Annotated in this window: 12 protein-coding genes; 2 read left to right on the top strand and 10 right to left on the bottom strand. The window is 43.4% G+C overall.

Translation table 11 applies throughout. The features are described 5' to 3' along the window. Positions 1-15 precede the first annotated feature (15 nt). Together R8O70_RS08515 and R8O70_RS08510 are read right to left on the bottom strand one after the other, a co-directional pair. On the bottom strand, positions 16-1,698 hold the full coding sequence (locus tag R8O70_RS08515) for an aspartate:alanine antiporter (protein WP_005378028.1): 1,683 nt from the start codon (positions 1,696-1,698) through the stop codon (positions 16-18). A gap of 175 nt (positions 1,699-1,873) precedes the next feature. After that, positions 1,874-2,140 (bottom strand): GrxA family glutaredoxin, encoded by a 267-nt coding sequence (locus R8O70_RS08510; RefSeq protein ID WP_005378026.1) that lies wholly within the window; start codon positions 2,138-2,140, stop codon positions 1,874-1,876. A 377-nt stretch (positions 2,141-2,517) separates the two neighbouring features. Here R8O70_RS08510 and R8O70_RS08505 point away from each other — a divergent pair, with 377 nt between their 5' ends. After that, positions 2,518-3,762: an iron-containing alcohol dehydrogenase gene (locus R8O70_RS08505; RefSeq protein WP_104975245.1), complete on the top strand. Its 1,245-nt coding sequence runs from the start codon at positions 2,518-2,520 to the stop codon at positions 3,760-3,762. 76 nt (positions 3,763-3,838) lie between these two features. Here the strand turns inward: R8O70_RS08505 and R8O70_RS08500 are convergent, their stop codons facing one another. From R8O70_RS08500 to R8O70_RS08480, 5 genes are all read right to left on the bottom strand, one after another. Then, positions 3,839-4,693, bottom strand: coding sequence for a MurR/RpiR family transcriptional regulator (locus R8O70_RS08500; protein WP_005378021.1), 855 nt, complete (start codon positions 4,691-4,693; stop codon positions 3,839-3,841). A 311-nt stretch (positions 4,694-5,004) separates the two neighbouring features. Further along, entirely contained in the window at positions 5,005-6,651 is a 1,647-nt protein-coding gene (panP, locus tag R8O70_RS08495) for a pyridoxal-dependent aspartate 1-decarboxylase PanP (RefSeq protein WP_213871580.1), read from the bottom strand. A 211-nt stretch (positions 6,652-6,862) separates the two neighbouring features. After that, complete coding sequence (locus R8O70_RS08490; protein ID WP_025766848.1) at positions 6,863-7,375, bottom strand: hypothetical protein; 513 nt, start codon at positions 7,373-7,375, stop codon at positions 6,863-6,865. Between the two features lie 208 nt (positions 7,376-7,583). Beyond that, positions 7,584-8,489, bottom strand: coding sequence for a lysine exporter LysO family protein (locus R8O70_RS08485; protein ID WP_025766847.1), 906 nt, complete (start codon positions 8,487-8,489; stop codon positions 7,584-7,586). Between the two features lie 146 nt (positions 8,490-8,635). After that, positions 8,636-9,556: an HDOD domain-containing protein gene (locus R8O70_RS08480; RefSeq protein WP_025766846.1), complete on the bottom strand. Its 921-nt coding sequence runs from the start codon at positions 9,554-9,556 to the stop codon at positions 8,636-8,638. Between the two features lie 369 nt (positions 9,557-9,925). On the opposite strand from R8O70_RS08480, the gene R8O70_RS08475 reads away from it, so the two are divergent. Beyond that, the gene (locus tag R8O70_RS08475; RefSeq protein WP_005378007.1) at positions 9,926-10,513 is read left to right on the top strand and encodes a TfoX/Sxy family DNA transformation protein; all 588 of its coding nucleotides are present in this window, start codon (positions 9,926-9,928) and stop codon (positions 10,511-10,513) included. Positions 10,514-10,705: 192 nt separating this feature from the next. Here the strand turns inward: R8O70_RS08475 and R8O70_RS08470 are convergent, their stop codons facing one another. From R8O70_RS08470 to R8O70_RS08460, 3 genes are all read right to left on the bottom strand, one after another. Further along, positions 10,706-11,254: a hypothetical protein gene (locus R8O70_RS08470; protein WP_005378006.1), complete on the bottom strand. Its 549-nt coding sequence runs from the start codon at positions 11,252-11,254 to the stop codon at positions 10,706-10,708. A gap of 291 nt (positions 11,255-11,545) precedes the next feature. Beyond that, positions 11,546-12,043, bottom strand: coding sequence for a response regulator (locus R8O70_RS08465; RefSeq protein ID WP_005378005.1), 498 nt, complete (start codon positions 12,041-12,043; stop codon positions 11,546-11,548). Next, positions 12,040-13,980, bottom strand: coding sequence for an ATP-binding protein (locus R8O70_RS08460; protein ID WP_104975248.1), 1,941 nt, complete (start codon positions 13,978-13,980; stop codon positions 12,040-12,042). The genes R8O70_RS08465 and R8O70_RS08460 overlap by 4 nt, the downstream gene beginning before the upstream one ends. Positions 13,981-14,046 lie beyond the last annotated feature (66 nt).

The raw sequence follows: 14,046 nt of genomic DNA, 5'->3' as shown, positions 1-14,046 counted from the left end.
TAGTCAAAGTGAGTATTAACTTAGTATTATCAGAATCGTACCAGCTAGCGTCATTAAAATATTCGCAATCGCATAGGTACCCGCATAACCAAGGGCAGGGATGGTGGACTTAGCGTAGTCGTTAACGACATCCATAGCTGGAGCGCAAGTACGGGCGCCAATAATGGCTCCGAAGAGCAGGGCACGGTTCATCTTGAGTACGTGTGCGCCAACTAAGTAAGCCAGAACTACAGGTACAACACTGACAATAAATGCCAAACCAATGACTTTTGGTCCTACTTGCGTTAGGTGCTCGAACATCTTTCCACCTGCACTTAGACCAATTCCCACCATAAAGAACATTAACCCTAGATCTTTGACCATATTCAGCGCCCCTTGTGGGACATAACCGAAAGTAGGGTGATTTGCTCGTAAGAAACCAAGCGTAATACCGGACAACAGAAGACCCACCGCATTACCCAAACTGAAAGACACCTGACCGAACGTCATTGTGATGAGGCCAAACAGAATACCCAAAATAAAGAAGCTACAAAAAGCGAGCAAATCGGCCATTTGACTGTGGATCGAGATGAAACCGATTTTTTCCGCCAGTCCATGTACTCGGCTTTTCTCGCCGCTCACTTGAAGGACGTCCCCTTTAGCGAGCACAATGTCTAAGTCCATAGGCATTTCAATCTGAGCGCGAACTACGCGGTTTAAGAAACAGCCAAACTCAGACAAATTCAAATCCGATAAACGCTTACCAGCGATAGCGTCACTTTTTACGACGATTTCTTCTTCAACGATGCGCAAATCAAGCAAGTTACGGTCGAATACTTCTTTACCATTACGGAAGCTAGGGTCTAAGCGAGCATGGCTGTCAGGGAAGCCAACCAGTGCAATTTCATCTCCCTCTTGCAAGATAGCATCACCATCTGGGTGGGCGAGAATACCATTGCGACGGATTCGTTCAATGTAACAGCCAGTTTGACGATAAATCCCCAGTTCTCGTAAGTTTTTACCATCAGTCCAGTCAATTAGCTCTGGGCCCACTCGGTAAGCTCGAATAATGGGTAAATACACTTTTCTCTGGCTTGAATTTCCAAGGCCACGTTCTTGTGCGATTTGCTGCGCGGAATCAGAAAGGTTTTGTTTTTGCAGTTTTGGCAACAATTTAGCAAACATGATCATGCTAATTAAGCCGACCAGATAAGCCATCGCGTAGCCTACGGATAGATTTTCTAATACCAGAGAAAATTCCATATTCCGCGGTATAGTCGCAAGGCCAGAGTTAAGAGCATCTTGTGCACCAACCAGTACTGGCGTTGCGGTCAATGCGCCTGCCATCATACCGGCGGATAAGCCAAAATCGAGGCCGAAATAGTGACTCAAGCCATACGTTAAGCTGACCGCAGACACGAGAACGGTCATGCTTAAAATAAAATAATGCTTACCATCTCTGAAGAATATACCAAAAAAGTTTGGTCCAGCTTCAATGCCAACGCAGTAGATAAACAGCATAAAGCCAATGGTTAAAGCTTCTGCATTAAATGAGAAACCAAGGTGGCCCATTACCAAAGAGGTAATAAGAACGCCAATAGAGTTGCCTAGTTGTAATTTGCCAAATCGAATTTTTCCGATGGCAAGGCCAATGGCTAATACGACGAAGATTAGAAGGATAGGGTTTTGCTCGAGAAGGTATACGACGTCTATGTTCACTGTGTGGCTCGGTAGAGTGTGTGCCAAAAAAGATTAAGAACTGTGAATTGTAACTAAATATAGCAAAAAGATAAGTGAATTTTTTTAGGTTTTACCATTAGTTGACTTAACGTAATAACCAGCTGAAAAATAATAAAAAAGCCGCATGAAGCGGCTTTTTTGAAAACAGTCTTTATTACTCGTCAAATAGACCTAGGTGCTCTTTCGCGTATGCTTCGAACTCGTCGCAGCCACCGATGTGCTCTTGGTCGATAAAGATCTGAGGAACGGTTTCAACTGGTTTACCAACAGTTTTCTCAAGATCTGCTTTAGAAATACCTTCAGCGTGAATATCAACGTAACGGTAGTTGAAGTCATCACGTTTTGCTTTTAGCGTTTCTGCGTGCTCTTTTGCACGAACACAGAAAGGACATGCAGGGCGACCAAAGATAACAACGAACATAATCTTATTTCTCCTAAATCTATTCTTTTTTGAAAGCGTACAAAACATAGCGGCTGAGTGCGCTTTCTTTTGTTGGAGTAACTATGCCCGATCCAGATACGGAAATAAAGCGGCAATTACCTCTTGGTTCTATAGGTGAAATCTATCGAATAAAAACTAAACGCGCGTTCTTATTTTACGGCTCTGAAGTATGTGAAGTGACGCATAAAAAACATACATTCTAAAGGGTTAATGATGGCAAGGTGGAATTGGTCAATTTTTTTTGTTTAAAAAAATAGCAATCTATTTTGGCTATACGCAAATAACTTCAACTCTTACATAAGTGTTAAATCAGAGGGCGAGAGGTTATTTGGGTATATTCTTTTGGGAGGGTGTGTATGTTTCAGTTTATGACTGCAACAAGGATTATATTTGGTGAAGGTGCACTTCAATCTTCATTGTCCGTTATTAACCAATTTGGCTACAGTGTTTTGCTGGTTACTGGGCAGGATACCCAACGAGCCGCCCCCATTATCCAATATCTTAAAGCTCAAAATATGCGTTACCAGCACGTAGCTATCGTTGGTGAACCATACATCACGATGGTAGAAGAGACCGCAGTGCTCGGTAGAAAATTCCAACCTGATATGGTGGTTGCGATAGGTGGTGGCAGCGTCATCGATATGGGCAAAGCCTTAGCTGCCATTATTCCCAATCAAGGCAATGTTTACGATTACGTAGAAGTGGTAGGAAGAAGCGTCCCTTTAAAAGCAAAGCCTCTTCATTTTATTGCAATTCCTACGACAGCAAGCACCGGTTCAGAAGTGACCAGAAATGCTGTGCTGAAATCTGGACAAGATAAAGTGAAAGTGAGTCTTCGAAGCCCTGATATGCTCGCAGACGTTGCCATTGTAGACCCGACACTTACTTACGGGACCGACCAATACACATCTGGACGTGGCGCAATGGATGCGTTCACTCATTTAATGGAAGCGTATGTGTGTGGTGAGCCAAACCCTCTTACTGATATGGTCTGCGAAGAGGGGCTACGCCGTTTAAGCCGTTCAGTGGTTGCCGCTTGTAAGCAAGATAATCATAAGGCGCGCTCTGATTTATCGTTCGCTGCATTGCTTGGTGGTATGGCGATTACTAATGCCAAATTAGGTGCCGCTCATGGGTTAGCATCGGCGTTAGGAGGCAAGTTAGACGCCCCCCATAGCATTATTACGGCTCGCCTAGCTCCACACGTGATGCAGGAGAACATTAACGCCGCTAAACTCGCGGGTAGGAATGATGTGATAAGTCGTTATCGCAAGCTGGCCCAATTAGTCACTGAGCGAGTAAACGCGAACGAACACGATGGAATTCTTTGGGTCAATATGGTGCTAGATAAGCTAGCGTTACCGCTACTGGCTCAATTTGGAGTATGCCAAACCTCTTTTGAGCAAGTGGCGAACGATGCGCTTAAATCAATGGCAATCAAAGGGAATCCTTTACCCCTGAATCAGGAACGTTTGATTTACATATTGCAGCAAGTCTGTGATTGTAGCGGAGAGTGCGCAGCTGAGAGTGCACAACATGTCAGTTCTGTTGAAGTACTGGAATCAAGAACGGACTTATCGAGTGTCAACGACTTAGGGTGATTGCTCCCTTAGCAGCATTAAAACAAAAGGGGAGCCTTGAGTTCCCCTAGATAAAGTATTGACTAAGCTTTAGTGCTTAGTACTGGCTTAGTTTGTCATAGCGACTGTCTTTCAACGCATCTTTTACGCGTTTTAGGTTCTCACGGAAACCTGTACCACGGCGAAGAGTGAAGCCAGTTGCTAGCACATCAATCACTGTCATTTGTACAACTCGGCTTGCCATTGGCATGTAAACGTCGGTATCTTCTGGAATATCGAGCGTGATGGCCAGCGAGCTTGCCTTTTCTAGAGGAGAATCCTTCGCTGTAATCGCAATAACCGTTGCGCCATTTTCACGAGCAAGGTTCGCTATTTCTACCTGACTCTTTGTTCGACCGGTATGAGAAATAAGAACCACAACATCATTATCACTGCAGTTGATACAACTCATGCGCTGCATAACAATATCTTCAAAACAAGTAATTGGAATATTAAAGCGAATAAACTTGTTTTGTGCGTCTCGGGCAACAGAAGATGATGCACCAAGGCCAAAGAATGAAATGCGCTTCGCTTGCGTTAGCAAATCGACCGCACGGTTCACTTGCATTGGATCTAGGCTATTTTTAGCGACATCTAAACACGCCATCGTCGATTCGAAAATCTTATGGGTGTACGCGTCTGGGCCATCGTCTTCTTCCACATTACGGTTAACGTAAGGGGTGCCGTTGGCTAGGCTCTGTGCCAAGTGAAGCTTAAAATCTGGAAAGCCCTTGGTGTCCAGACGACGACAGAAGCGGTTTACAGTGGGCTCACTAACGTCGGCCATTTTAGCCAGCGTTGCAATGCTTGAATGAATTGCAGTTTGTGGAGACGCCATAATTACTTCCGCAACTTTGCGCTCTGACTTACTGAAATTCTCCAGGTTTTTTTGAATTTTTTCTAATGTATTCATAGTGTTCACGAGGGTATAGAGAACAACTCGCTGGCTCTGCTAACGAAAGGAAACACGAAGATTCCGGAGTAGAGTGGGGCGTTAACGAAAACAACCAGCGCCATAGAATCAGTATAAACCTGATCTTCAATCAGTCTAAACCAATAACGGGTACTATTTAGTGAGAATTTGACAGGCCTCAAACAAAATGTTGTAAAAACTACAGAATTGGATGTGTAAACGAAGTTTTGTTGCGCTAGTCGTACGATAATGATGTTTGAGTTACATCAAAACGAAAAAAAATTTCAAATTGATGTAACTCGATCTGGCCGTTAAGACGATTGAATATCAACAACCAGCTGTTGAATTCTTTTCATCAAATTTGGTGCTTGCTTGGCGATTTCGCGTTGTTCATCAAGCACTGAGCTCAAAATTTCTTTTGTGGTCAGTGGATTTGCCAAAACCACTCGAAACACTATCGTATTCATGCGCTGCCATTGGTCTGGGTTCAGTCTTGTACGTGAAACGAACGATTTGCCCGTTTCGCGCTGACGCTTTTGAATAAACTGTGTTAACTCATTGATCAGCTCATTCAGTTGTTCTTTTTGTGAGCCTTCTGCTTGTGCTAATACTTCACGGATGAATGGCGGCAAATAACGGTATGTGAGCAGACAAAGCTCTGGTTCAGAAACTAACTCGAAATCATCTTGCTGTTTGATTAAATCCGCAAAGTATCGAGCTTTTTCAATGCTTTGGTCAATCAGAAGCTCGTAACCTGGGCGACTTATGATGTGCATTGCGGCGTAGACCAACATCGCCATGCCCGAACGTGAGCCTTCTAGTGTATGGCTGCCTAGGTCTTTTGAACCTTTGCGCAATATATATTGAGCGTGATGCTCTATGGATTTCATTGCGTCAGGGTCTTTGAACAGAACCATACCAGCGCCCATCGGGATGTAGAGCTGCTTGTGCGCATCAATAGTTACTGAGTCTGCCATTTCCACACCTTTAAGAAGGTGACGGTGATGGTTAGACATAAGTGTTGCGCCACCCCATGCGGCATCCACATGGAAGTGACAGCTGTGAGCTTGGCAGACTTCAGCGATTTCAGGCAATGGATCAACATTACCTGTCTCTGTTGTGCCAGCCACACCAATAACAGCAATAGGCTTGATGTTTTGTTTTTCGAGCTCAACAATTTTCGCTTTCAGGTCGTCGATAACAATGCGGTTGTTGGTATCGGTTTTAACCGCAACCAAACCCTCCTGGCCTAGCCCTAATACATCGGCTGCTTTCTTAAGGGAGTAGTGACCACGCTCAGACACTAGCACCGCTAAGCCATCATAGCCATAGTGCTTCATGGCTTTAAAAAGGCCTTCCTTTTCCACGCCTTTAAATGAGCCATTGGCTCTTAACGCTTTGTTACGTGCTACCCAAAGCGCAGTGATATTGGCAATGGTGCCGCCGGAACAAAATGCGCCTAATGAGTGGTTTGCACTGTGCATCCACTGATTGTAAAACGTATCATTCTGACCATATATCAAGCGATGCAGCATACCCAAAACTTGACGCTCAAGTGGCGTAAAGGCTTTGGAAGTCTCTATTTTTACCAGGTTTTGGTTTAAGGCGATCATGATCTTTGACAGTGGCATCAAGAAATAAGGCAGTGCCGATGTCATATGACCAATGAAGCTTGGTGAAGATGTGTGAACTGAGTGCGACACCAAAGTGTCGAGTAAGTGCTCTGTATGATCTGACACGAACTCTGGCTGCTCAGGAATCTGAGCAGAAGAAAAGTCTTTTTCGATTTCGCGTAAAGGCTTTTCTTCTGCCACGATGTGTTCACGAAGAAATTGATTTAGATTTCGCGAGAGGCTCTCGTCAATTTTAGTTAACGTTGAGTCCGGACCTTCTGGGACAGTGAAGATCTTTAGCAAGCTCTCAAAGCTAACATCAGCGGTTTTTTGTTCCTTAACCATAGCAAAGAATCTTTGTAGTTATTTTGGTAATGCGAGCGGCACAATCTAAACTAAAACGGGCGCAAAGTCCCGTTTTAATTGTTGAAACCCAAGTTGTAGAAATGAAAATTTTAGGTGAAGGTTACGATATTCACATTAAAAAATTCTAGATTGAGTACGTTAAAACATTCTAGTGTTTTCGAATGCTAATCAACGACTAATGCGAGCAATCTTAGTCACATTTCTGCTTTTCAATCTTTTCTATTGACTGATTGTACTTATTAAGTGCGGTATCAATTTGTTGGGGATGACTAAGCAGATCAGCGAATGCTGAACGAAGTTCGTAGTTTTTTGGGTGGTTAGTTGATTGACGGTCGCTAAATGTCTGTTTTGCAACTTCACCTAACTTATCGCTTCGGGTCGCTAACTGCTTAACGTCATGTTGCTCTAGTTTTAACCATGCTTCGATTGGCTGTTCCGTCGCAACGCGGCTAGGGTCGTTCTCTAGAAAGTAGTGAACCGCTTCGCGGTTTAATTCAAAGTGATGTTTACGTCCATCCAAGAACCATTGACTAACTTCTTTCAGATCTGGATATTGGGTAACCGTCAAATCAACAAGATCTTGATACCACTGTAGTGAGGCATCGACGTAGCCATCGTATTTGCTAGCAAGACATTGTTGATCTGCGGCAATCGTAAAAGTTGAGCTTGTAGCGAGGAGCGCTGCAACGACAAAGCGTTTCATTCTTCTTCCTTCTGGTTGTTATCCCTTTATTAACGCAATGCACATCAGTTGATGTTTATCCCTTCTTTCTATTTGGTCGTGACAAATCGTTGGGCTGAATGACGAAAAGAAAGAGGGGTCTTGCCAAAAAATATTGACCACTTTGACGTTAACTGGGTATTTAAATTTTTGCCGTATTGTAATGGATGTTAAAGCGAAAACCTGAGATCTAGCTAGCAAGTGATACAAAGAAAAGCATCATAACTGGTACCAATAAACTCAAAATAAAGCCGCTAACGATAGCAACAGGAACACAACGCACACCACCGGTGGTTTGAATAACGGGTAGGGTGAAGTCCATTGCTGTTGCACCGGCATAACCAATTGCGGTGCACGGATAGCTACGAATAAAGAGAGGAATGGCAACCAGTGCGACTAGCTCTCTCATCAATTCAATCAAGAACGACGCGCCACCAAATACCGGACCAAAAGCGTCACCCATTAAAATACCTGCGAGTGAATACCAGCCAAAACCTGAAGCCATTGCGAGTGCTTGATAAAGAGGAAGATCCAAAAACACCGCTGCAAGAACGCCACCAAGCATACACGTTGCGATGACCACGGCTGCAATGGCCATTCCTTGTTTATTTAATAGGATTTGACGCAGAGTAAGCCCACTATTGCGCAGCTGAATACCAATAAAAAATAGAAGTAGAAAGAGTATCCATTCGCTTGCTGTATCTACCCAACTCAAATCAATGGGTAACAGCAGGCCAACCACTAACCCTCCGCCAACGACCACGATAAGCTTAACTGACTCTAAAGCCATCGAAGATAACGGTAGCTTCTTTTGATTCTGATTGGTCTGGAGTGGAATAATTTTATCAATAATAGGCAGAGCCAACAGGTTGCAGGCACTTAGACACAAAAAAAACGTACTCGCATAGAGGAGAATACTTTGTAAGTTGCTGCTTAAATTATCGAGCGCCGCCAAACTAAGACCCATCAACGACAAAATGACGTAAATAAGGTAGGACGTTGACTGATTGATCTTCTCCAATAACGAAGATCGAGATATAGGAATTAGATACCCCACCACAAGCGGAGCGAAAATAAATAGCATCCCTGAAAACATAAAGCTCAATGATTCCTTTTTGAGATAACATCAACACGCATAAATCAAATTATCTATCGGTTGAAATTAAAGACATTTCACCACACACAGCTCAGCCTTGAGCGAATCGTTTTATCACGGATAAGGTATTATCAGAAAGCGATAAATTACAAACCGCTAGCATTGAGTACAGCTCGGATTTGATCATTGAAGTCAGTATCACTCATGTTACTAAGTTCATACAAGACTTCTGCACCAGTTAAGTTGAATTCAACTTCATGTTCGTCAATGCGTTCATCGTGATTGCGGAACATCAATAAATGATGCGCAATTCTAGCGATGTCGAGATAACTCACTTCTGGTCGCGTTAATTCGTATTTTTCGTTTGAGGATACTTCTCTGAAGTCGTTGTCAAACCCCCAACGCTCAAGTACCAGTTTACTTGTGGCAGAACAACGTGTTTGGAAGATCTGCAATGCAATATCTGGGTCTAAGTAATTGCCCCTATCTAAGTACAAGTGGTACTCATTAATTAGGCAAAATAACCCAATATCGGCTAATAGACCGACCAATAACGCCTTTTCTTGCTCTAGATGGCCATAAGTGCCTGGCTCGTGGCTACGAAACGATTGAACCAACATCACCATGACGGCACCGAGCTCACGCGATATCGCGGCACTCTTCACCAAGATAGCATTGCATTCTTTAGTGAGATTAACTGAGTGTTTAAGTTGCTCAATCGCTTGTGCGGTAACAATATCACGTACACGAAGTATTCCGAGACGAGATACCGCGGTAGTTAAGTCGTTGCAGGTGATATTTCTGCGATTGAAAATCACAGAGTTAGCGACTCGTAAAACGACCGCTGCTAATCCGGGATCTTCCAATAAACAGTTAGCAACATCGGCAATCGTGGTGTGTTCTTCGACACATAACTGCTGAATTTTAAGCACGACATCAGGAATAGGAGGTAACGAAATCTTACCCGTGGAGATGGACTGTTCTACCAGCTGAGCAAACTCGGATTCCAGTGCGTTTATAAGCTTATCTTTATTATTTGGCAGCCAAAAAAATGATAAATGTTCCATTGTGACGCTGTACTTGAGATCTTTCGTACAGTGTACCCTTACAGCGTATTCTTTATCAATTAAATGCGTATTATGTGCCCGTAATTGCCAGCGAGATCATAATGATGGCGCGTTTTAGGCATGCTATGCGTCAAAAAAATATCACCACACGAACAATAAGTGTGAAACTAATCACGTATGCAGAATTTATACTTTTTTATATGTGACCTATGTCCTAACTTATTTTTCAACGTTAAGTATGATTAAGCAAGTTGGTGAGCACAACTCACAAAAATATCGCCAACAAATCGACATTTATAATTCGCTATAAGCTGCTGTTTATCTGGTGACATCGCTAATCGGGGTAATTTATTCAGATTAAAGAGGTCAATGGACATGACAGACCAAGCTTTTTTTAAATATGTACGCACCTTCAGTGAGTACCAAAAACGTTCTATGTTCGGTGGTATTGGTTTATTCACCGATGATGCTATGTTTGCGCTTGTCAGCAATGATTGCTGCTACTTACGTGGTGGTAATGGGCTAGATGAAGTGTTTACTCAACTGAGCTGTGAGAAGTATAAGCACGTCAAAAAACAGACGACGGCAACCGTAAATTATTATGATGTAACCGATTTATTCGAATCCGGATATGTAGGGCTTGATGAACTGGTACAGAAATCAATTGAATACTCAATTAAGGAACGGAAATATCAAAAGTCCTCTGCCAGTAGACGCTTAAGAGACTTACCCAACATGCAACTAACCCTTGAACGTATGGTCAAGAAAGCCGGTGTTGATGACGTAGAAACCTTTTTAGAACTTGGACCTGTAAAAGTCTTCAACAAAGTTAAAACGGCTTACGGTAATGATGTTGATGTAAAGCTACTGTGGAAATTTGCTGGTGCAACTGATGGCGTACATTGGAAACTGATCCAAGAGCCGCGTAAAAAACAGTTATTGGCACTGTGTGACTAAGCGAAGCTGATCGCACAATGATTGACTCGTTTCGATGGAGTTAGCGGGTCGTAAAGGCAAGTGTGAAAAGCGGAAAAAGGACGTTGAAGTTTTTTACCACTTCATTGAGTTAGTCATTAAATTAGACAAAAAAACCGAGGCAGAGACCTCGGTTTTTGTTTTTGAATTTGCTCTTTTCTTACAGTACAAATCTTAAAACTTAAAACGCGTAGTGAACATTACCTGATCACCGTAAAAATCGTTGATACGTGCTTCAGCACCCAAAGAGAAAAGCTCTGTTGAGTGGAATCGAGCGTAGGCAGAGCCAGTCCAATCGTCATCGTTATCGATAGAAACGTAGCCGACTTTGCCGCCTACTTCTAATTGAGGGCCCAACCATTGGCGAACACCTAAGTTCAGCTCCATACCAACATCTGTGCTGCTCTCATTCGAAGGTTGCACAACGCGCATTAGCATTTCACCAGTAAGATCTGCCCAGTTGTTTAGCGGAGAATGGAAGCCAAAGCCTGCAGCTGAGTCAAAATCACTTTCAAACTCAGAGTCAATACGAGCAATAACATGCGCGTTCGGGTGAATTGATTTGCTGAATCCAGCACCAAATGTCACAGGACTTGCGCCAATACGTGCTTCGAAATAGTCGTAGCTAAAGTTGCTCATAGTTGCTGGCGCATTGCGATCGTTTGCAGCTAGGGCATGGCTTGATGCCACTAGTAAGGCAGCGGCTAATAGTGTTTTACGCATAACTAACGATAAACCTTGTTCATTATTTCCATGGATTCAAGCAACCACTTGAACCGTAATCTGATTTGTCCGACATCATAATAAAAAGGAAGGTCGACGACCAACAAAAATGTGTCGATGTTTTGTCAATTAACTTAATAGTTCCTTGGTTTAAGCAAAAACTACGCCATATACGTAGTGTCCGAGAATTTCACTCGGACAAGTAACGATGTTTTTCTAACCTCATTCGACTATGCGAGGTTAGGTGGTGCAATGAGCATCGTTGAGTTCAAGTTAGAACCAAACACTTTATTACTCGCCAAAGCTTGCTCTTCTTTCTGCCATGGCGTTGAGGATTGCCTCAGAATCAAGGATTTGAGTCCAGGATAGCAGGTTATCATCATTCTCAATCACAAACGCGGTAAGCTGAGACACGATTGCTTTTCTCAATGCTTCGCCTTTCCAAGGTTTGGCAATGTAATAATCGAGACTCGCGTTATTTACGGCTTCTACGGTGTCTTCCAAACCAGCTTGTCCTGTGAGTAAAACTTTGCGCGCTGCTTTTGTGTCACCATTTTGACTGAGTTCGATTAAGAAGCTGATCCCAGTTTGTTCCGGCATAATGTGGTCACATAAAATGAGCGCAAGCTGAACTTCTTCTTCCGCCATCTCCTCAATCACCTGCCGAGCTTCAGTCACCGATTCCGCTCCTTCGACGACAAAGTTCTCCTCGAAGGGAGCAAGATCTTGGAGCACGCTATCCAAGACTTCTCGTTCGTCATCGACACATAAAATTAGATACTTGGTCATGTTTCATCTCCTTTTTCGATGACTGGTAACCAGACGGTCATTCGTGTGAACTGGCCGATCTCTGATTCGACGTCAATCCACCCTCTGTGTGCTGTTACGATTTGCTGGCAGATGGACAGCCCGATGCCTAAGCCAAAGTTACCTTCTTTTTTTGTGGTGAAGTTCAGCTCGAAAATGGCGTCTCTTTGCGACTCAGGAATGCCACATCCATTATCTTCAAATGAGATAACGGCATAATGTGTATGCTCTTTTTCTACAAGGCGTGTTTGTATGTTTAACACACCTTTCTCAGGAAATGCGTCAATGGCGTTAGAGACCAAGTTCGTCCACACCTGTTGGAGTGCGATCGGTTGACAAAGGATGGAAGGCAAGTTTGCATAGTCGGTTGAAACTTGGTGCATTTTTAATTTGTTCTCGAAAATCACCAAGGTGTCTTCAATACCTTCATGAATATCAGCATAGTGCAGGGTTTCATCATCTGACCGAGCATATCCTTTCAGGCTTTTTACCATATCAGCAATTCGTGCTGCACAGACATTAATTGAGCGAAGTGTAGAACCTGCTTTGTGGTATTGCTCAAGTGTATTGAGGGCATGATAAGACGCTTGCTGCTTTCTCGTTAGTTGGGTAAGTAGCTCTTGATCGGACTCTAATCCAAGGCTCACCACTTTTTTTGCCAATGCTCGGTCTGGAAGAGTATGGCTAAGCGCTTTTACGCGTGATCTGAGCTCAGCGGTTGAAGCGGGTTTTGAGGTTTGCGCTTTGCTCAGTAATTCAATGCCTTTGCTTTGTATATCGGAACTGGGCGCATCGTTAAGTAATCGTTCTAGCGTATGCGTTAAATTCTCTACGCCCCTTAATATCGCGGCTACTGGATTGTTTAGTTCGTGTGCCACTCCCGCAACCAATTGGCCAAGCATCGCCATTTTTTCTCTTTCAATGAGCTGCTGGTGGGCTGATTCTAAAGATTCGAGCGTTTTTTGAAGTTGCAGTTTGGTGTTGATGCTTCTTTGCAATCGGCGGTTGAAGTGGCGTAAGAGCAAGTTTGTAAAAAGAGGCAGTAAGTTTGAGTCGCTTTGCATCACTTTATTGAATACGTTGCGATCGAGTTTGATAACTTCTGTTTTGGTTAGTGTCAGAGCTGTCGAGAAAGAACATTCCCCAGTAACAAACGACATGCCTCCGACAATATTCCCTTTGTTATGGCGTACAACCTCTCGCTGCATGCCTTGCTCATCGCGCTTGTACAGAGCCACTTCACCTTCGGTGATAAACCACAAAAAGCTATTTGGCTCGCCTTCCACGGTTAACAAGTGTTCAGGTGAGTATGTACGGCACGCTCTTGTTTCGTCATTATCTTTGAAAAATTGTTGGAGAGCGGAGATCACTTGCTCGGCTAACTCGGCATCAGACATCGAGTGGTAGTCGTGTAAGAATCCGGCTTGATAATGGCTCATCTGGTTATTGATGTGCGCTCGCAACAAGCTGTGATGATCCAATATCTGACTGTAACTTAGCAGGTCTTCTTTGCCATTTCGCAAGATAAATTGGGTCAGCTCTTTTTGCACTGTGTTAAATAAGACGTGATCTGGCAAAGGTTTAGTGAGGCAGTGGTCGAGCCTGCCCTCATTAACGGCAGTGAGAATTGCCTCTATATCAGACGAGCAGCTAATAAGAATTTTTCTTGCTTGCTCGGTATGTGGCATCCGGTCTAAACCAATAAGAAAATCCACGCCGTTAAAATGAGCGTGATGGCTCGCTATAACTAAAGCAACAGTCTGTTCTCTTTCTTCTAGATACTCTAAAGCGCTTTGAGCCTCTTCTATCGATTCGACAGAAAAAATATCAAACTTACTTGAGAAGGCAGACAGCTCCAATCGAAACTGTTCAGCACTGATTGGGTTGTTGTCGAGACACAACACAGCATAACGATTCACAGATGTTTTAGCTCCGGTTAAAACTTCGCCACGCAAACTTTAACAATAAAAGGACATGATGAGTGG

Origin of the sequence: Vibrio sp. 779(2023) (assembly GCF_033344285.1) — a bacterium.
Lineage (GTDB): Bacteria > Pseudomonadota > Gammaproteobacteria > Enterobacterales > Vibrionaceae > Vibrio > Vibrio alginolyticus.
This window is presented reverse-complemented; position numbering and strand designations above follow the sequence as displayed.